The 20,535-nt window shown below is 65.9% G+C and carries 9 protein-coding genes; 6 read left to right on the top strand and 3 right to left on the bottom strand.

Annotated elements, in window-relative coordinates:
* Positions 1-178 precede the first annotated feature (178 nt).
* The 4 genes from VA602_RS12120 to VA602_RS12105 all read left to right on the top strand — a co-directional run bounded on the left by VA602_RS12120 (position 179) and on the right by VA602_RS12105 (position 16,187).
* The gene (locus VA602_RS12120; protein ID WP_054892519.1) at positions 179-562 is read left to right on the top strand and encodes a YkgJ family cysteine cluster protein; all 384 of its coding nucleotides are present in this window, start codon (positions 179-181) and stop codon (positions 560-562) included.
* A gap of 311 nt (positions 563-873) precedes the next feature.
* Entirely contained in the window at positions 874-14,859 is a 13,986-nt protein-coding gene (locus VA602_RS12115; protein WP_323453309.1) for an autotransporter-associated beta strand repeat-containing protein, read from the top strand.
* A gap of 174 nt (positions 14,860-15,033) precedes the next feature.
* Complete coding sequence (locus VA602_RS12110; RefSeq protein WP_054892521.1) at positions 15,034-15,597, top strand: GNAT family N-acetyltransferase; 564 nt, start codon at positions 15,034-15,036, stop codon at positions 15,595-15,597.
* Positions 15,598-15,647: 50 nt separating this feature from the next.
* Positions 15,648-16,187: a hypothetical protein gene (locus VA602_RS12105; RefSeq protein ID WP_323453308.1), complete on the top strand. Its 540-nt coding sequence runs from the start codon at positions 15,648-15,650 to the stop codon at positions 16,185-16,187.
* Between the two features lie 10 nt (positions 16,188-16,197).
* On the opposite strand, the gene VA602_RS12100 is transcribed toward VA602_RS12105, so the two are convergent.
* Complete coding sequence (locus VA602_RS12100) at positions 16,198-16,677, bottom strand: DMT family transporter (protein WP_151924415.1); 480 nt, start codon at positions 16,675-16,677, stop codon at positions 16,198-16,200.
* A 90-nt stretch (positions 16,678-16,767) separates the two neighbouring features.
* On the opposite strand from VA602_RS12100, the gene VA602_RS12095 reads away from it, so the two are divergent.
* Together VA602_RS12095 and VA602_RS12090 are read left to right on the top strand one after the other, a co-directional pair.
* On the top strand, positions 16,768-17,685 hold the full coding sequence (locus VA602_RS12095; protein ID WP_112899144.1) for a LysR family transcriptional regulator: 918 nt from the start codon (positions 16,768-16,770) through the stop codon (positions 17,683-17,685).
* Positions 17,686-17,772: 87 nt separating this feature from the next.
* Positions 17,773-18,162: a lysozyme inhibitor LprI family protein gene (locus VA602_RS12090; RefSeq protein WP_323453307.1), complete on the top strand. Its 390-nt coding sequence runs from the start codon at positions 17,773-17,775 to the stop codon at positions 18,160-18,162.
* 157 nt (positions 18,163-18,319) lie between these two features.
* Here VA602_RS12090 and mnmH read toward each other — a convergent pair whose 3' ends face one another.
* Both mnmH and selD read right to left on the bottom strand, forming a co-directional pair.
* Positions 18,320-19,423, bottom strand: coding sequence for a tRNA 2-selenouridine(34) synthase MnmH (mnmH, locus tag VA602_RS12085; RefSeq protein WP_323453306.1), 1,104 nt, complete (start codon positions 19,421-19,423; stop codon positions 18,320-18,322).
* On the bottom strand, positions 19,423-20,457 hold the full coding sequence (selD, locus tag VA602_RS12080) for a selenide, water dikinase SelD (RefSeq protein WP_323453305.1): 1,035 nt from the start codon (positions 20,455-20,457) through the stop codon (positions 19,423-19,425). The genes mnmH and selD overlap by 1 nt, the downstream gene beginning before the upstream one ends.
* Positions 20,458-20,535 lie beyond the last annotated feature (78 nt).

Genomic DNA, 20,535 nt, shown 5'->3' with positions numbered 1-20,535 from the left:
GCAGGTCTGCGATGGCAGGCCGTTTGCGGCTTTACCTGCCGCTGGCAGCATGGCGCTCGAAGGTCGCGACCAGCGGCCGTCTTTTTTTCATTTCCCCTCTATCCAGCCGCTCGTGCTTGGATTAAAAATGGCGCCGCGAGCGCCCGCTCGATAACAACAACTTCCCTTCCTGGCCATCATGTCCGAACAGAACCCTTGCCTGACCTGCGGCGCCTGCTGCGGCTACTTTCGTGTGTCTTTCTTCTGGGGTGAATGCCAGTCTTCGGGCGGGTTGGTGCCCGACGATCTGGTGGTGCAGATCAATCCGACCCGCGTGGCGATGATCGGCACAGACGCCAAGCCTTGCCGCTGTATCAGCCTGGACGGCGAGATCGGCAACAAGGTCGGGTGCACCATCTACGAGAATCGTTCCACCCCCTGCCGCGAGTTCGACGCTTCATGGGAGAACGGGGTGCACAATCCCAGCTGTGATGACGCCCGTGCCGCCTATGGCCTACCACCACTGACACCTCCTGGTGCCAACGAGCCGCACTGGCCTGACGATGGGGCAGAGGTCGCCTGAAAGTGAACGGCCGGATCATTTGCGAAACGGCCAAGCCCATCACGTTTTGCCTGTCGGACACGACCGTTCGTCGGTTGGATCCAAGCGGCGCACCGCTGCAGCCCGCGAAATACGGGCTGCCTTGAAAAAGTATTAACACCATTTGACCGCCCCGGCGGAGCCTCACGCTTGCTCGCCAGCGGCTACACATTCCCCACAAGGAATCATGTAGCCATTGGTCAGGTGTTTCGTCGTCGCGTGTTCGACTAGCCGGCAACATTGCAGTGCGCGCGTTCAAGGACCGAACCACCTGATCCACGAAGGAGCTCTCCGTGGACAGAAGCGTCGCCTCCGTTTTGCCTACCCGTCTCTCCCATTTGTCGCTTGCTGTGAGCCTGGCTGTCGGAGGGCTGGCCTTCGGTCTTTCGAGCGAGCAGGCCCTGGCCGTGTGCAGCGCGGCCGGGTCCACCGTCACTTGCAGCGGTGCTGCCAACCCGCTGGCGCCGAGCTATAGCAATGGCGGTAGCGGCCTGACGGTCAACGTGAACCCTGGCGCCAGCCTGGGTACGCTGTTGGGCGTGGGGGGCACGTCTCTGTCGCTGTCGGGCAACAACAATACGTTGAACAACTCCGGCACCATCGACCCTACGTTGCTGGGGTTGTTGAGCATCCAGTCCAGTGCTGTGCTGATCGGCAATACTGGTACCGGCAGCACGCTCAATATCAACAACAACGCCTCGGGGGTAATCAAGGGCACGGGTGCCTTGCTTGGCGCCAACCTCCTTAACCTTACGGGCATGGCGCTGGACGCGCGCAATGGTGTGGGCGGTACCACCACCATTACCAACGCCGGCAGCATCGGTTCCTCGGCGTTGCTTGGCCTCACGCTGCTCAGCGAGGACACGCCGGTCATCGCTGTGACCGGCGGGAGTACGGTTAACTTCACCAACACCGGCACCATCCTTGGACGGGCAGCGTTCGAGGCTTCTGCTGCGGGCAACACCTTTACCAACGCCGGCACCTTGGCCGGCAGCTTGTCGATGGGGGCCAACAGCACCAACCGCTTCAATGCCATTACCGGTTCGAGTGTCGGTGCCGGGCTTGGTATCAGCGTTGCACTGCTGGTCACCAGCAATCCCAACCTGGGCTTCGCAGCCGCCGGCAAGATCGATGGCGGTGCCGGTGGCAACAACACCCTGGCCTTGCAGAATGCCATTGGTGGCGGTAGCGGAACCACCGGCTCCGGCACGATCAACGCCAACAACTACATCAACTTCAACCGCCTTATCGTCGACAGCGGCACCTGGAGCCTGATCGGCCAGGTGCTCAACGGCACCACCCAGACCACCCTCAATGGCGGTTTGATCAACTTCGACAATGCCAGCGCCTTTGGTACCGGCGGCATCACCGTCAACGGTGGCGGGCTTGCCGGTACCGTCGCAGGTCTGAGCCTGGCCAACGCCCTGACGCTCAACGCCGGCATCAACGTCGGCGGTGCTACCGACATGGCCCTCAATGGGGTCATCTCCGGCGTTGGCGGCTTGACCAAGACTGGCGCCGGCCTGCTCACCCTTGGGGCCACCAACACCTATAGCGGTGGTACCACCCTGGCCGCTGGCGGCCTCAACCTGACCAGCGCTGCGGCGCTCGGCAGTGGTGCGCTCACCGTCAGTGGTGCGGGCAGCCTGCAAGGCAGCGTGCCACTGGTATTGAACAATGCCGTGGCGCTGAACGCGGCGCTGACCTTGCCCGGCAGCAACGCCCTGACCCTCGGGGGCGTGCTCAGCGGCACGGGCTCGCTGGTCAAGAGCGGCACCAGTAACCTGACCCTCAACGGCGCCAATACCTTCTCCGGCGGCACCAGCCTCGGCGGCGGCACGCTCACCCTCGGCAACAGCGCTGCCCTGGGCATTGGCGCGCTGACCCTGACCGGCAGCGGCGTGCTGGACACCACGGCCGCCATGACGCTGGCCAACGCGGTCAACCTCGGTGCCAACGCCCTGACCCTGACGGGCAACAACGCCCTTACGCTGGGCGGCGTGATCGCCGGCGCGGGCGGCAGCTTGATCAAGAACGGCGCCGCCGACCTGAACCTGAACGGCACCAACACCTTCAGCGGTGGCACCACGCTCAACGCCGGCAAGCTCACCGTCGGCGCCAACGCCGCGCTTGGGACCGGTGCCTTGACCCTGGGTGGCAATGCCAGCCTCGACGCCAGCACCGCAGTCAGCCTGGGTAACGCAATCAACCTCGGCGCCAACACCCTCAATCTGTTGGGCACCAGCGCCACTACCCTGGGCGGGGTGATCAGCGGCACCGGTGCACTGGTCAAGAACGGCGCCGCCGACCTGGCGCTCAACGGCAACAACACTTTCAGCGGCGGCCTGACCCTCAATACCGGCAAACTCACCGTGGGTAACAACAACGCCCTGGGCGGCGGTGCCCTGACCCTGGGTGGCAACGCCAGCCTCGATGCCAGCACCGGGGTCAGCCTGGGCAATGCCATCAGCCTGGGCGCCAATACCCTCAACCTGCTGGGTACCAGTGCTACCACCTTGGGTGGAGTGATCAGCGGCACTGGCGCGCTGGTCAAGAACGGCGCCGCCGGCCTGACCCTCAACGGCGCCAACACCTTCAGCGGTGGCACCACCCTCAACGCCGGGGTGCTGACCGTCGGTAACAACAACGCGCTGGGCACCGGTGCCCTCAGCCTGGGCGGCAATGCCAGCCTCGACGCGGGCGTGGCGGTCAACCTGGGCAACGCCATCAACCTAGCGGGCAACACCCTGAGCGTGGTGGGTAGCAACGCCACCACCCTGGGCGGTGTGATCAGCGGCACCGGTGCATTGGTCAAGAATGGCGCCAGCAACCTCACCCTCGGTGGCACCAATACCTTCACCGGTGGCCTGACCCTCAACGCCGGCACCCTGACCCTGGCCAGCGCTGCGGCGCTGGGCACCGGCGCGCTGACCGTGGGCGGCGCATCCACACTCGCCAACAGCGCGGCGATGACCCTGAACAATGGCGTCAACCTCGGCGCCAACCTGACCCTGGCCGGCGCCAACAACCTGAGCCTTGCAGGCAACCTGAGCGGTACCGGTGGCCTGATCAAGAACGGGGCGAGCACCCTGACCCTGAGCGGCAACAACACCCAGAGCGGTGCCACCGCGCTCAACGCCGGCACCCTGGTGGTCGGCAGCGCCACTGCCCTGGGCACCGGCGCACTCAACGCCGCCGCCAACACCACGCTGGATTCGTCGGTCGCCGGGCTGACCCTGGGCAACGCGCTTAACCTGGCCGGCAACCTCAACCTCGCCGGCAGCAACGACCTGACCCTGGGAGGCGTGATCGCCGGTGTCGGTGGCCTGACCAAGAACGGCAGCGCTACCCTGACCCTCAACGGTGCCAACACCCAGATCGGCACCACCAACCTCAACGCCGGTACCCTTGTGGTCGGCAGCAACACGGCCTTGGGCTCTGGCGCGCTGAATGCCGCTGCCGGTACCCACCTGGACGCCAACGCCGCAGTCAACCTCGGCAACGCCGTGAACCTGGCCGGTGCCCTGACCCTCGACGGCACCGCCAACCTCGGCCTTGGTGGCGTGATCGCCGGTGCCGGTAGTCTGGTCAAGAACGGTGCCGCCACGCTGACGCTTTCCGGTCCCAACACCTACCTGGGCGGCACGACCCTCAATGCCGGTGGCCTGGTGCTGGGCAATGGCGCCGCACTGGGCGTCGGCAAGCTGACCGTGGCGGGGGCCGGTAGCCTGGATACCTCGGCTGCGCTGACCGTTGGCAACGCCGTCACCCTGGATGCCGACCTCACCCTGGCCGGCAGCAACAACCTCAACCTCACCGGCCTGGTCGACGGCACCGGCCGGCTGATCAAGAACGGCACCAGCACGCTCACCCTCGGCGGGCTGAACACCTATGCCGGTGGCACGCTGCTCAACGGTGGCACCCTGGTGCTGGGCAATGGCAGTGCCATCGGCACCGGTGACCTCACCGTCGGTGGCGCCGCGAGCCTGGACAGCAGCGCTGCACTGAGCCTGGGCAACAACATTGGCCTGAACGCCGACCTTACCCTCACCGGCAGTAACGCGCTGACCCTCGGCGGTGTGGTCAGTGGGGCAGGGCAGTTGGTCAAGAACGGCAGCGCCACTGTGACCTTGAACGGGGTCAACACCTATGCCGGTGGCACCACGCTCAACGCGGGTGGCCTGGTGATAGGCAACGGCAACGCCCTAGGGACCGGCGCCCTGACCGTGGCCGGCGCCGCCAGCCTGGACAACAGCGCGGTCGCTACCCTGGGCAACGACATTGCGCTCAACGCCAACCTGACCCTCGGCGGCAGCAACACCCTGACCCTTGGCGGCATCATCAGCGGTACCGGAGGCTTGATCAAGAATGGCCTGGCCGACCTCACGCTGACCGGCAACAACACCTTCAGCGGCGCCGTCGACTTGCTTGGCGGCACCCTGACCACCGTTGGTACGGGTGCGCTGGGCAACGCCTCGGCGGTCAATGTCGGCGCTGGCGCCAACCTCAACCTTGGGGCCAGCACCACGGTCGGCGGGTTGAGCGGTGCCGGCGCGGTGAGCGTGGCGGGGGGCAGTGACCTGACGGTCGGCGGCAACAACCTCAACAGCGTGTTCAGCGGCGCCCTGGCCGGTAGCGGAGGCCTGATCAAGGCTGGCACCGGTGCTCTGGAACTGTCCGGCGTGAACGTGCTTGGCGGCGCCACCACGGTCAATGGCGGCCTGCTCAATGTCAGCGGTTCGCTCGCCAGCTCCGGCGTACAGGTCAATGTCGGCGCCAGCCTGGGCGGCACCGGCAGCGTGATCGGCCCTGTGGACATCGCCAACGGCGCACACCTGGTGGCCAACAGCGGCGCGACCCTCAACACCGGTGCGCTGACCCTGCACAGCGGCTCGATCCTCGACTTCGGCCTCGGCTCGCCCTCCACGGGCGGCACTGCCTTGGTCAACGTCAACGGCAACCTGACCCTCGACGGCACCCTCAACGTCACCGATCTGGGTGGTTTCGGCACCGGTATCTATCGGCTGTTCGACTACACCGGCGCGCTGGTCGACAACGGCCTGCTTGTTGGCGCGTTGCCGGGTAGCGTACTGCCGGGCGATGTCCAGGTTCAGACCGCCATCGGCGCGCAGATCAACCTGCTGGTGGGCGGTGCCACCGGTAACGTGCAGTTCTGGGACGGTGCGCAAACCGTGCCAAACGGCGTCATCGACGGTGGCAGCGGCACCTGGAATGGCAGCAACACCAACTGGACCGACATCAACGGTGTCCTCAACGGCAGCTGGGCCAGCGATTTCGCGGTGTTCCAGGGCACCGCTGGCGATGTCAACGTGGTGGGCACCCAGTCTGCCACCGGTCTGCAATTCGTCACCAACGGCTATCGCCTGATCGGTACCGGTGGCCTGAACCTGGTCAATGGCAGCAACGGTGCATTCGCCGTGCGTGTCGATCCGGGCGCTACTGCGACGATCAACGTCGGCCTCTCCGGCAGCGGCCAACTGGCCAAGCTCGACACCGGAACCCTGGTGCTGAACGGCGCCAACAGCTACACCGGTGGGACCCTGCTCAACGGCGGCACCCTGGTGGTAGGCAACAACACCGCCCTGGGTACTGGCGCGGTCAGCGCCGCAACGGGCACCACGCTGGACAGCAACACTGCAGTTACCCTTGGCAACGCCCTGGCCCTGAGCGGCGCCCTGACCATCGCTGGCAGTGCCGACCTCGGCCTGTCTGGTGTGGTTTCGGGCGCCGGCAGCCTGGTCAAGAACGGCGGTGCCAACCTGACGCTGGGCAATGCCAACACCTACAGCGGCGGCACCACCCTTGCCGCTGGCACCCTGACCCTGGGTAACGACCTGGCCCTCGGCACGGGCGGCCTGAACGTCACTGGCGCCTCCAGCCTCGCCACCACGGGTAACGTGGCGTTGGCCAACACCGTTGCGCTGAACGCCAACCTGACCCTGCCAGGCACTGGCAATCTCACGCTCAACGGCGCACTCAGCGGCACCGGTGGGCTGATCAAGACCGGCACCGGCGTGCTCACCCTGAACGGCAGCAACAGCCAGCAGGGTGTTACCAGCCTCAATGGCGGCACTCTGGTGGTTGGCAGCAACACTGCCTTGGGCACTGGCGCGCTGAATGCTGCAGGTGGTACCACCCTGAGCGCAGGCGCCAACGTGACCCTGGCAAACGCCCTCAACCTGGCGGGCAACCTGACGCTCGCCGGCGCGCAGGACCTGGTGCTAGGCGGCAACATCATTGGCGTCGGCGGCCTGACCAAGACTGGCAGCGGCACACTGACCCTCAATGGCACCAATGGCAACCTGGGCAACACCAACCTCAACGCCGGCACCTTGGTGCTCGGCAGCGCAAGCGCGCTCGGCCTCGGCCAGCTCAACGCGGCTGCGGGCACCACCCTGGACAGCAACTCGGCGCTCAATATCGGCAACACCGTCAATCTGGGCGGCAACCTCACCATCGCCGGCAGCAACGACCTGGGCCTGGGTGGGCTGGTCACGGGCGTTGGCAGCCTGACCAAGAATGGCGCCGGCAACCTCACCTTGAGTGGCCCCAACACTCTGTCCGGTGGCGTGACCCTCAACGCCGGCACCCTGACCCTGGGCAATAACTCGGCACTGGGCCTCGGCAACTTGACCGTCGGCGGCGCCAGCAACCTGGCCACCACCGGCGCCCTGATCGTGGCCAATCAGGTCACGCTCAACGACACCCTGACCCTGGCTGGTAACAACGACCTGGCCCTGAGCGGCGTGATCAGCGGTACCGGTGGGCTGACCAAGACCGGCACCGGCAACCTGACCCTCGGTGCCGCCAACACCTACCAAGGCACCACCACGCTCGCCGCAGGCACCCTGACCCTGGGCAACGGCAGCGCGCTGGGCGCTGGCAATCTTTCGGTCACCGGCAACAGCACCCTTGCCACCACCGGCGCCCTGCAAGTAGCCAACGCCATCGGCCTGGGCACGGGCGCCACCTTGGGCGTCAACAACGCCCAGACGCTGACCCTCGACGGGGTCATCAGCGGCGGCGGCAGCCTGAACAAGACCAGCACCGGTCAACTGGTGCTCAACGGCGCCAACAACTACACCGGCGGCACCTCGCTGCAGGCCGGCAGCCTGCTGCTGGGTAACGCCAGTGCCCTGGGCAGTGGCGCCCTGAACGTCACCGGTGCCGCAGCCCTCGACGCCAGCCAGGCCCTGGCGCTGGTCAACGCGGTCAACCTGACCGGTGGCAATCTTACCCTCGGTGGCAGCCAGGCCCTCACCCTCAACGGTGTGGTTTCCGGCACCAACGGCCTGGTGAAGAACGGCGCCGCCAGCCTGACCCTCAATGGCAACAACACCTATAGCGGCGGCACCACCCTCAACGCCGGCACGCTGACCGTCGGCAGCAATACCGCGCTGGGCACCGGGGATCTGAGCACAGGCGCCAATACTTCCCTCGATGCCAGCGTGAACGCCGCATTGGCCAACAATGTGCACCTGGGTGGCACGCTCAACCTGCCAGGCACCGCCGACCTGACTCTCAACGGCGTGGTCGACGGTGTCGGTGGCCTGAACAAGGCTGGTGCCAGTACCCTGACCCTCAATGGCGCCAACAGCTACCTGGGCGGCACCATCCTGGGCGCCGGGCAACTGGTGGTGGGTAACGACAACGCGCTGGGGCAGGGCGGCCTCACCGTCGCGGGGGCCTCCACCCTGAGCAGTGGCGTCGCCAGTACCACATTGGCCAATAACGTCACCCTCAACGCTGGCCTCACCGTCGCCGGCACCAACGACCTGACCCTCAACGGAGTGATCAACGGGACCGCCGGGCTGACCAAGAACGGCAGCGGCAACCTCACGCTCAACGGTAACAACGGCTACCAAGGCGGCACCCAGCTCAATGCCGGGCGCCTGACCCTCGGCAGTAGTGGTGCCCTGGGCACCGGCACCCTCGGCGTGACCGGCGACGCCACCCTGGCCAACAGCGCGCCGATGGCACTGGGCAACACCATCGCCCTGAGCAACGGCGCCAACCTGACCGTCGACGCCGCCAATGCCCTGATCATCAGTGGCGACCTGGGCGGCACAGGCAACCTGGTCAAGACCGGTGCCGACGATCTGACCCTGGTCGGCGTCAAGACCTTCACCGGCAACGTCGATATCCAGGCCGGCTCGCTCACCACGCTCGGCAGCGGCGTGCTGGCCAACGTCGACACCCTCAACGTCGGTGGCAGTGGCCAGCTCAACCTCAATGGCAACACCAGCCTTGGTGCCCTCACCGGCAGCGGCAACGTCGATGTCGGCGTTGGCAGCACCCTGAGCCTGGGCAGCAACAACGTCAGTACGACCTTCGCGGGTGCCCTCAATGGCTCGGGCGGCCTGGCCAAAGATGGCACCGGTACCCTGACCCTCACCGGTACCAGCAATCTGGCTGACAACACGCAGGTCAACGCTGGCACCCTGAAAGTCGATGGCAGCCTGGGCAGTAACCTGCTGACCGTCGCCAGCGGCGCAACCCTCACCGGCAGCGGCTCTGCCAATGCCTCGGTGGTGATCGACAACGGGGGCCACCTGGCAGGCCAGAGCGGCGCCACCCTGGGCCTCGGTTCGCTGGTGCTCAACAGCGGATCGATCGTCGATGTTGGCCTGGCTTCGCCAGGCACTGGCGGCACCGCGCTGTTCAATGTCGGCGGCAACCTGACCCTCGACGGCACCCTCAACGTCAGCAATATCGGTGGCTTCGGCAACGGCGTATACCGCTTGTTCGACTACGCCGGTGCGCTGACCGACAACGGCCTGGACTTCGGCACCCTGCCGCTGGGCGTGAGCCTTGGCGATGTGTCGCTGCAGACCGCCCTGGCCAACCAGATCAACCTGCTGGTCAGCTCCAGCGGCCTGAACATCCAGTTCTGGGACGGCAGCCAGACTGCCCCGAACGGCCAGGTCGATGGTGGCACCGGCGTGTGGAACGCCGGCAACACCAACTGGACCGACCTCAACGGCACCGTCAACACCACCTGGGGCAGCACCTTCGCGGTGTTCCAGGGCACGGCAGGTGACGTCACCGTCGACGGCAGCCAGAGCGTCAATGGCATGCAGTTCGTCAGCAACGGCTATCGCCTGCTGGCCGGGACCGCCGGCCTGCTCGACCTGGTCAACGGCAGCGGTGGCGATACCAGCGTGCGGGTCGATCCCGGCGTGATCGCGACCCTGGATGTTGGCCTGGGCGGTGTCGGCAAACTGAACAAGCTCGACACCGGCACTCTGGTGCTCAACGGCAACAATAGCTACAGCGGCGGTACCCAGCTCAGTGGCGGCACCCTGGTGCTGGGCAGCAACACCGCGCTCGGCACCGGCCTGCTGGACACTGCCAGTGGCACCACCCTGGACACCAACAAGAGCGTGAGCCTGGCCAACGCGATCAACCTGGCCGGCCCGCTGAACCTGACCGGCAACAACGACCTGGCGCTCACTGGCAACATCGGCGGCGCTGGCAGCCTGGTCAAGGCTGGTAATGCGCAACTGGCGTTGTCCGGCAACAACAGCTACAGCGGCGGCACGGCGCTGAACGGCGGCACGCTGGTGGTAGGTTCCAACACTGCCCTGGGTACCGGCGTGCTCAGTGCGGCGGCAGGCACCAGTCTGGATAGCAGCCAGGCCGTGACGCTGGCCAACAACGTCAACGTCGCCGGCAATCTCAACGTGCTCGGCAGCAATGACTTGAGTCTTGGCGGCACCGTCGCCGGCGCTGGCCGTCTGATCAAGTCCGGCATCGCGCGGTTCAGCCTGCTGGGTGCCAATACCTTCAGCGGCGGCACCGAGCTGCAGGCCGGCACCCTTGTGGTCGGCAACAACGGCGCGCTCGGCACTGGTGGCCTCGACGTGACCGGCAACGCCAACCTCGACAGCAGCACTGCGGTGACGCTGGCCAATCCGGTCAATGTCACCGGCGTCCTCAACGTGCTGGGCAGCAACGACCTGCAACTGGCCGGTGTGCTCAGTGGCAACGGCGTGCTGAACAAGAACGGCCTGGCCGACCTCACCCTGTCGGGCAACAACACCTTCAGCGGTATCCTCAACATCCTCTCCGGCAGCCTGAGCACCATCGGCACCACCGCGCTGGGCACCCAGAGCGAGTTGAACGTCAGTACCGGCGCGAGCCTCAACCTCGATGGCAACACCACCCTGGGCGAGATCGGTGGCACCGGCGCGATCCAGATTGCTGCAGGCAACAGCCTCAACGTCGAAGGCGGCGTGTTCGATGGCAACATCAGCGGCACCGGCACGCTCAACAAACTCGGCACCGGCACCCTGGCCCTGAGCAGCAGCAACAGCCATACCGGCAATACCAACGTGCAGGCCGGTGGCTTGAAGGTGGATGGTTCGCTCGCCAGCAGCGCGGTCAACGTTGCCAGTGGTGCGACGCTGTCGGGCGCGGGCAACCTCGGTGGGGCGGTGACGGTCGCCAGCGGCGGTAGCCTCGCTGCCGCCAGCGGCGCGACCCTGAACGCGAGCAATCTGGCGCTGGATGCCGGTTCGAACTTCAACGCCGCGCTTGGCACGCCGACCGGCGGCAATTCGCCGCTGGTCAACGTCGCCAACAACCTGACCCTCGGTGGCACGCTCAACGTCACCGACATCGGCGGCTTCGGTGCAGGCGTCTACCGCCTGTTCGCCTACGGCGGCAGTCTGATCAACAACGGCCTGGCCTTTGGCACCACGCCCGTTCCAGTGACCGACCTCACCGTGCAGACCGCCGTGGCCAATCAGGTCAACCTGGTGGTTGGTGGTGCCAGCAACGTGCTGTTCTGGGACGGTAGCAACACCGTCGCAAACGGTGTGATCGAGGGTGGCAGCGGTGTCTGGGATGCCACCAACAGCAACTGGACCGATGCCAACGGCGTACTCAACAGCACCTGGAACGACACCTTCGCAGTCTTCCAAGGCACTGCCGGGACCGTCACCGTCAACGGCAGCCACAGCATCACTGGCCTGCAATTCATCACCGATGGCTACGTGCTCAACGCAGGTGCAGGCGGCGAACTGCTCACCAGCACCAGCGGCACTACCAACCTGCGGGTCGATAGCGGCGTCACGGCAACCCTCAACGTTGCCCTCAACGGCACCGGCAACGTCGCCAAGTACGATGCCGGCACCCTGGTGCTCAACGCTGCCAACGGCTACAGCGGCGGCACCGCGCTCAACGGCGGCACCCTGGTGGTCGGCAACGACAGTGCGCTGGGCAGCGGCACGCTGACCGCCGCAGCGGGCACCACCCTGGACAGCAACACTGCCGTCACCCTGGCCAACGCCGCGGTCCTCAACGGTGCACTGGCCATCGGCGGCAGCAACGCGCTGACCCTCAACGGCGATATCAGCGGTGCTGGCGGGCTGGTCAAGAATGGCGCAGGCCTGCTGACCCTGGGCGGCAGCAACAGCTACAGCGGCGGCACCCAGATCAACGCGGGCAGCGTGGTCGGCAACACCACCAGCCTGCAGGGTGCGATCCTCAACAATGCGGCGCTGACCTTCGAGCAGAACGCCAACGGCAGCTACACCGGCAACCTCACTGGTAGCGGTACGCTGACCAAGAACGGCAGTGGTGAACTGCTGCTGACCGGTGTCAACGGCTTGACCGGTGCCACCACCGTCAATGCCGGCAGCCTGCTGGTCAACGGACGCCTGGACAGCGCCACGGTACAGGTCGCTACCGGCGCTCGCCTGGGCGGCAGCGGCACCTATGCCGGGGCTGTGCAGATCGCCGACGGCGCCACCCTGGCCGCGGGCCAGAGCAGCACACCGTTGACGGTAGGCAGCCTGAACCTGAGTTCCGGCAGCGCCCTGGACTTCTCGCTCGGGGCGCCAGCGGCGTCCACTACAGTGGTCAAGGTCGACGGCAACCTGGTGCTCGACGGTACGCTGAACATCACCAATGCCGGCGGCTTCGGCACCGGCGTCTACCAGCTGTTCAACTATGGCGGCGCACTGACCAACAACGGTCTGGTCTTCGGCGCCATCCCCGGCAGCGTGGCACTGGGTGACCTGAGCCTGCAGACCGCCATCGCCAACCAGATCAACCTGGTGGTGCAAGGCGCGGGCGACCAGTTGCAGTTCTGGAACGGTGGCAAGACCAACCCGGATGGCAGCATCGGTGGCGGCAGCGGCACCTGGGGCCCTGGTACCAACTGGACCAACTCCAACGGCACCACCGGCGAAACCTGGAGCGATGCCTTCGCTGTGTTCGGTGGCCAGCCTGGCACCGTCACCGTGGTCGGCAACCAGTCGTTCAGCGGCATGCAGTTCCTCAGCGACGGCTACCAAGTGGTGCCGGGTACAGGCGGCAGCCTGACCCCGGTCAACGGTGCCGATGGCAGCCTGGCCCCGGTACGGGTCAACGCAGGTGCCAGTGCCGTGATCAGCGCGCCACTGGTAGGCACTGGCGGTATCGAAAAACTCGACGCTGGCACCCTGCTGTTGACCGGAGCCAACACCTACACAGGTGGCACCATTGTCAGCGGCGGTACCTTGGCCGGTAACACCACCAGCCTGCAGGGCAACATCACCAACAACGCCAACCTGGTGTTCGCGCAGGGCACCAACGGCACCTTCAACGGCACCCTCAGCGGTACCGGCACCACCACCAAACAAGGGGCGGGCAGCCTGTTGCTGACTGGCAACCAGCCGTTCAGCGGGGCCTTCAACGTCAACCAGGGCACGCTTCAAGTCGGCAATGCCGACAACCCAGGCACCAACCTTGGCGCCCAGGTCACCGTGGCCAACGGCGCGGCGCTCACCGGCAACGGTACTGTCGCCAGCCTGACCAACCACGGCACCGTGCTGCCAGGGCCTGCGGGCAACCTCAATGTCAGCGGCAACTTCACCAACGCCAGCGACGGCAACCTCGTCATCGACCTGGGCACCGCGCCGGTGAACTACCTGAATGTCGGCGGCACGGCCAACCTGGGCGGCAGCCTGACGGTGGCCAACCTCGCCGGTGGCAACGGGCAGTACACCGTGGTCAGTGCAACTGGCGGCATCAACGGCACCTTCGCCAGCAACAACCTGATGAACTCGGCGTTCCTCAACAGCTCGCTCGACTACGGTGCCAACCAGGTGACCCTGTCGGTCAGCCGCAACGGCAACGCGTTCGCCGATGTCGCGGCCTCCAGCAACCAACGTGGTGTCGCCACGGCCCTGGAAAGCGCCGGTGCGCCGACCAGCCTGCGCGACAACATCCTGCCGCTGGACCGTCAGGCCGCGCAGTCGGCGTTCGACAGCCTGTCCGGGGAAATCCACGCCAGCACCGCGACCGTGCTGATCGAGGATTCGCGCTACATCCGCGACGCGGTCAACGACCGTATGCGTCAACCGGATTGCAGCCGCGAGGACGATCCACGCCGCACCCTGGCGCCGACCGCCAACCAGCAGCTGACCAGCGAAGGTTGCCAGGGCCAGGCCGTGGGCTGGATTCGCGCCATCGGCGGCTGGGGTGACTACGACGGCAGCAGCAGCCATGCCAGCGTCGACCGTGACCTGTCGGGCTTCATGCTCGGTGTCGACCGCGCCTTGGACGATCAGTGGAAAGTCGGTATCGCTGCCGGATACACCCGCAGCAGCATCGATGCTCACCGTCGTCAGTCGGACGCCAGCGTCGACAGCTACCACCTGGCCACCTACCTGGGTTACCAGATGGATGCCTTCGCCGCACGCCTGGGCGCCAGCTACACCTGGCATGACATCGACACCAAGCGCGATGTCCAGGTGGGCAGCTACAACGATCGCCTGAAGGCCAAGTACAAGGCTCGCAGCGCCCAGGTGTTCGGCGAGGTAGGTTACGCCATCGACGCTGGCGGCATCGCCCTGGAACCGTTCGCCGGCCTGGCCTATGTCAACTACGACAGCGACAGTGCCCGTGAGAAGGGTGGCGACGGCCGCCTGAAGGCCAGCGTCGATCAGGATGTGACCTTCTCCACCGTCGGGGTGCGCGCCGGCAAGCGCATCAAGCTGGACAACGGCAGCGAGATCACACCACGGCTGTCGGTTGGCTGGCGGCATGCCTTCGGCGACACCAAGCCCGATGCCGACGCTCGCTTCATCGCCGGTGGCGCTGGCTTCAGCACCGAAGGCGTACCGATCGCCCGCGATGCTGCGGTGGTCGAGGCGGGTGTCGACCTGGCTGTCGGCCAGAGCGGCAAGCTGGGGGTGGGGTACTCCGGGCAACTGTCCAGCGAGAACCGCGACCATGGCGTGGTGCTGAGCTTCAGCATGGGCTTCTGATCGGCTGAACCGCAGTGGGCTGTTCTGCAGCCCTATCACGGAACAAGCCCGCTCCCACGGATCTGGTGGGCGCGGGCTTGTTGCGTGATGGGCCCTGACTGACACCCGGCTTACTTTCATCACGTCGCTGACGCTAGACTGTCATCTTCCCAAAAGTCGGACAGGAGTCCCTGCGTGACCCACCCCCGCAGTTTCCCCAGCGACCTGTGCCTGGACAGCCCGCGCCTGCAATTGCGCCCCATGCGTCATGGCGATGCGGCGCAGTGGCTGGCGATCATGGCTGATCCTGAGGTCATGCGTTTCTGGCACCACGCCCCCTGGCAGGAACTGGCCGAGGCCGAAAGCGCCCTGGCCGCCGACCGCGAAGCCTATGCTGCCGGCAATCTGCTCAAGCTCGGCATGTACCGTCGCGACAATGGCGAACTGATCGGCATGGTCCAGTTGTTCAATCTCGATGACGATTCGCGTCGCGGCGAGATTGGCTACTGCCTGGCCAAGGCTGTGCAAGGCCGGGGTTACATGGACGAGGCGTTGACCTGCTTCATCGACTACCTGGCCCACACCCTGCACATGCGCCGCCTGGAGGCGGAGATCGACCCGCGCAACCAAGGCTCGGCGCGCACCCTGGAGCGCCAGGGCTTCGTGCTCGAAGGCACCTTGCGCGCCCGTTGGTGCGTGGCGGGCGAGTTGTCCGACTCGGGGATCTACGGGTTGTTGCTGGAACCGCCTGTCGTCTGAGGCGCGGGTGCGGTAAGGTCGGGGTTTCGCCCGATCCGATGGAGCTCCGGTTGCCAGCCTACTACATCAGCATCAGCCTGCTGCTTTACCTGCTTGGCCTGTTTTTCGATGGCGCCCTGATGGGCGCCGAGCAGCATATGCCTGCTTTGCAGATGCTGCTCTACGGCCCCTGGGGCGTGGCATTCGAGCTGTATCAGTGGTTTGCCAATCCCCTGCTGGCGCTGGCGATCCTGAGCCATCGGCGCTTGCGGCGGCTGTCGCTGCTGTTCGGTCTGCTGGCGCTATATCTGGCGGCAAGCAGCCTCGGCGTTGAGCGGCTGCCCGACAACCGCAGCTACGCGTTCCACGATGTCACAGGTTTCGGGGCCGGGTTCTACCTGTGGTCGCTGTCGATCCTCACCTTCTGCGCAGGTCAGGCCTGGTGGTGCTGGAAGGCCCGCAATGCCGACGACATGCCGGGTTGGAACTGGCTGGACGTGGCCCTGATCGCAGCGCTCGGCATGATGCTGTATGCCGCCACGCAGATGCCCTCGCTGCGCTTCGAGGTGGATCAGGTGCTGATGCCCCCCGAGCCTGCACACAGCCTGTAGCGGCCTGGGCTCAGGCGCTGCGTGCCGTGCCCCACTGCACCACCAGCATGCCCCCGACGATCATCGCCACCCCCAACAGCCGTGGCAGGTTCACGGGTTTCTCCGGCAGGCCCATCAAGCCGAACTGGTCGATCAGCAACGACGACAGCACCTGCCCGGCGATCACGCAGACGATGAACCCCGCCGCGCCCAGGCGTGGCGTCAGCACCAACGCGGCGGTGATGTAGATCACCCCGGCGACGCCCCCCAGCCAGGCCCACCAGGGTGCCTGGGCCAGGTTCTGTAGCTGTGGCATGGGCGCGCGCATCAGCAGCAGCGCTGGCACCAGCATCATCAGGCTGACCAGCAGCGAAACCCCCGCTGCCCACAACGGGTGCCCGAGCAAGCGCCCCAATGCGGCATTGCTGCCAGCCTGAAAAGGCACCGCCGCCCCGGCGAGCAGGGCGATGAGCAAGGGAAGGATGGCGGACAAGGCAATGACCTTGGGCATGGCGTGAGCTCCTGTGGATAACCTTGGCCCAGTCTCTTGTATGCGCTTAAATGATGGAAATTCGAATTCTGCACAGGCCTTATTCGTCGCATGGATGATTTGCGTCGCATCGACCTCAACCTGCTGCTGACCCTGCATGCCCTGCTCAGCGAGCAGCACGTATCCCGGGCAGCAATTCGCCTGCACCGCAGCCAGCCGGCGGTGAGCCATGCCTTGGCGCAACTGCGCGACATCTTCGCCGACCCGCTGCTGGTGCGTCGTGGCGCGCGCCTGGTACTCAGCCCCCGCGCCCAGGCCCTGCGCGACCCCTTGCAGCAGGCACTGGCGCAGCTCGACGGGCTGCTGGGCAGCCCGGGGTTCGAGCCGGGAAGGGCTCGCCGCACCTTTCGCCTGGCGATGTCCGACTACGGCGCCCAGGTGGTTCTGCCTGCGCTGATGCGCGAGCTGCGCACCCTGGCACCGCAGATCGATCTGGTCGTCTCCCAGGGCAGCCGCGAAGCGATGCTCGGGCAGTTGATCGACGGGGAGGTCGACCTGGCGCTTGGGGTGTTCCCCGAGTTGCCGTCGGAGATCCATGAGCAGGGTTTGTTCGACGAGTCGTTCGTCTGCGTGGCCGATCGTGGCACCTTGCCGGTGCGCGGCAACCTGACCCTCGACGCCTGGCTGGCGCGTCCGCATGTGCTGGTGGCGGTACGCCCCGGTATCGACAACGAGATTGACCAGGCACTCAAGGCCCTCGGCGTCCGTCGGCGCATTGCCCTCACGCTCCCGCATTGGGGGGTGGCCCAGACCGTGCTGGCCGGGACCGACCTGGTGTTGACCGTGGCCCGGCGCAGCCTGGCAGCAAGCCCGCCAGACAAGGCCCTGCGCGTATTCGAGCCGCCGCTGCCGATCAGCGCGTTCAGCTTTGCCCAGGCCTGGCATGCCCGGCGCGAGGGCGATGCTGGGCATCAGTGGTTGCGCGAGCTGATCCTTGCCCATTGTCGGGGCTGGCATTCGCGCGCGTAGGACAGGTCCGATTTCACAGGGTCACAGGGGCCTTGCGGCGCACTTGCTGCTAGGCTGGCAATCTTTCTGATCAGAGGGTTCTCTTCGATGTTCAAGCATTCCCTGGCAGCCGTCGTTGCCGCGCTGGTGTTCGCCTCTCAGGCCCAGGCCGACGAGAACTCCCCCACCTATACCCAATGCATGGACAAGGCTTCCAGCACCGTTGCGATGAGCGCCTGCATCAAGGATGAAACCAAGCTGCAGGACGACCGCCTCAACCGTGTCTACAAGCAGTTGCTCGGCGAGCTCGATGCGCCGCAGCAGAAAAGCCTGCGTGAAGTGCAGCGCGACTGGATCAGCTTTCGTGACAAGAACTGCAAGTTCCATGTCCAGGCCAGCGGCGGGACCATGGCGCAACTCGAAGGCGGCATGTGCGTACTGGACATGACCCGCGAGCGCGCCGCGGAGCTGGAGCGGATTCTCAGCCCCGGACAGTGAACGGTCTCGAACCCTGTAGGAGCGGGCTTGCCCGCGAAAAATACACCGCACTGCCTGGCACGGGCTACGCCCGGGTTCGCGGGACAAGTCGCAGCGGCGAACCGCTGCTCCTAGAGGTACCGCACCGGCAAAGCCGGTGCCATGCCCCGCGGAGCAATCAGCGCCGGTGCATCGCCCGTGCTTTCAAGTACTCCCGCACCTCGAGCGCATCACCGGCAAACTCGATCCTGCCCGACTTCGCCTCACGCTGGTACGCATACATCGGGTCGTAGTACTCGTTGAGCAGACCCTCGATCCAGCCTCGGTGCAGGTCCACCTCACCGCTGTGCAACTGCACCTGCAGCGCCTGCTCCAGCAGCGCATACAGCCGCTGGAAGCGTTCGCCCCCCAGACGCTTGTGGATATTGCCCATGCTCTGACGCAGGCGCTCGGCAAACAGGCGGCGCCCATCCTCTTCGCCATGCAGGGCAACGAATTCGGCACACAGGTTGATCACATAGTCGCGCAGGATGCGCTCGACGCGATTGGCAAAACTGTCCTCCAACCACACCAGCGGATACTGCTGCATGCCTTGGTACAGCGCCAGCGGCACCGAGCAGCTGCCGACCATCCGCCCCTCGTCCTCCAGCACGAACTGCTGCACGCCCCGCGCGCGTTTTTTCAGCACGTCGATGGCCAGGCGGTTCTCGAAATCGATCGGTGCCGGTTGCACGGTGGCGCGCTTGCCGAAGCTGGAGCCGCGGTGGTTGGCGTGGCCTTCGAGGTCGAGCACGTTGTCCAGTTGCAGCAGCACGTCGGTCTTGCCGGTGCCGGTCAGGCCGCCCAGCAGCACGAAGTCACATTGCTCGACCGCCTGTTGGGTGGTGTCCATCAGGAAGGTCCGCAGGGCCTTGTAACCGCCTTTGACCCGCGGATAGTCAATGCCCACCTCTTTCAGCCAGCCCTGGACGATCTGCGAGCGCAGGCCGCCACGAAAACAGTACAGGTAGCCTTGGGGATGGGCCTGGGCGAATGCGGCCCAGGCCTCCAGGCGCGCCTGCTTGACCGCGCCGCTGACCAGTTGGTGCCCCAGGGCGATGGCTGCGCTTTGGCCCTGGTGCTTGTAGCAGGTGCCAACCTTCTGCCGCTCCTGGTCGTTCATCAGCGGCAGGTTGATGGCGCTGGGGAAGGCGCCCTTGGCAAACTCGACCGGCGCGCGCATGTCCATCATCGGCGCATCGTCGAGGAACAGCTGTTTGAAGTCGGTGCAGTCGGGGCGCATCAAATCACCTCGACTGCGTAGGTCTGTCGCTCGACCAGCGTGCCGATCGGCGCCAGATCCAGGCCCAGTTCAGCGGCGACCGCCAGAAACTCCGCCTGACCCTCGGGGCTCACCGCCACCAGCAAGCCACCGCTGGTCTGCGGATCGCACAGCAGGTGCTTCTGTTCATCGCTCAGGGCGCCGATCTTGTGGCCATAGCTTTCGTGGTTGCGCAGGGTACCGCCGGGGATGCAGCCCTCGGCCAGGTAGTGCTCGACACCCGGCAGGCGCGGTACTGCATCGAACTGCAGGCGCGCGGTGAGAGCGCTGCCTTCGGCGACTTCGACCAGATGGCCGAGCAGGCCGAAGCCAGTCACGTCGGTCATGGCCTTGACCCCGTCGAGCTTGCCGAAGCGGCTGCCGGGTGTGTTCAGGGTGCACATCCAGTCGCGCGCCAGGCCTTGGTCCTGTTCACGCAGCTTGGATTTTTTTTCGGCAGTGGTAAGGATGCCGATACCCAGAGGCTTGGTCAGGTACAACGTGCAGCCGACGGTCGCGGTGTCGTTGCGCTTGAGATTGCGCTTGCCGACCACGCCGGTCACCGCAAGGCCGAAGATCGGCTCGGGCGCATCGATGGAGTGGCCGCCGGCCAGTGGAATGCCCGCTTCGGCGCAGACCGCACGGCCGCCACGGATCACCTCGCGGGCAACCTCAGGCGGCAAGACGTTGACTGGCCAGCCGAGGATGGCGATGGCCATCAGCGGGTCGCCGCCCATGGCGTAGATGTCGCTGATGGCGTTGGTCGCGGCGATACGGCCGAAGTCGTACGGATCGTCGACGATGGGCATGAAGAAGTCGGTGGTCGAGACCACCCCACGTTCGTCGTCCAAGGCGTACACGGCAGCGTCGTCACGCGAGGCGTTGCCGACCCAGAGCTTGGGGTCCAGCGCCTGGCTGCCGCTTTCGGCGAGGATCACATCCAGCACCTTGGGGGAGATCTTGCAGCCACAGCCTGCGCCGTGGCTGTACTGGGTCAGGCGAATCGGCTCGCTCATAGGTACCTCGGGGTCCAATTGTTGCGCGATTGTAGCAAAGCTGGCCTTTGCGCCATCGGCTCTTATAATTCCCGCAGT

The organism is Pseudomonas machongensis, from assembly GCF_034961125.1.
Classification (GTDB): Bacteria; Pseudomonadota; Gammaproteobacteria; order Pseudomonadales; family Pseudomonadaceae; genus Aquipseudomonas; species Aquipseudomonas machongensis.
The sequence above is the reverse complement of the archived record's forward strand: the minus strand, read 5'-3'. Positions and strand labels throughout refer to the sequence as shown.

What these genes read in the sequence shown, in the direction of transcription:
- VA602_RS12120 (WP_054892519.1), top strand. Translation starts at nt 179, where the DNA reads ATGTCCGAACAGAACCCTTGCCTGACCTGCGGCGCCTGCTGCGGCTAC.
- VA602_RS12100 (WP_151924415.1), bottom strand. Translation starts at nt 16,677, where the DNA reads ATGCCCAAGGTCATTGCCTTGTCCGCCATCCTTCCCTTGCTCATCGCC.
- VA602_RS12095 (WP_112899144.1), top strand. Translation starts at nt 16,768, where the DNA reads ATGGATGATTTGCGTCGCATCGACCTCAACCTGCTGCTGACCCTGCAT.
- VA602_RS12090 (WP_323453307.1), top strand. Translation starts at nt 17,773, where the DNA reads ATGTTCAAGCATTCCCTGGCAGCCGTCGTTGCCGCGCTGGTGTTCGCC.
- mnmH (WP_323453306.1), bottom strand. Translation starts at nt 19,423, where the DNA reads ATGCGCCCCGACTGCACCGACTTCAAACAGCTGTTCCTCGACGATGCG.
- selD (WP_323453305.1), bottom strand. Translation starts at nt 20,457, where the DNA reads ATGAGCGAGCCGATTCGCCTGACCCAGTACAGCCACGGCGCAGGCTGT.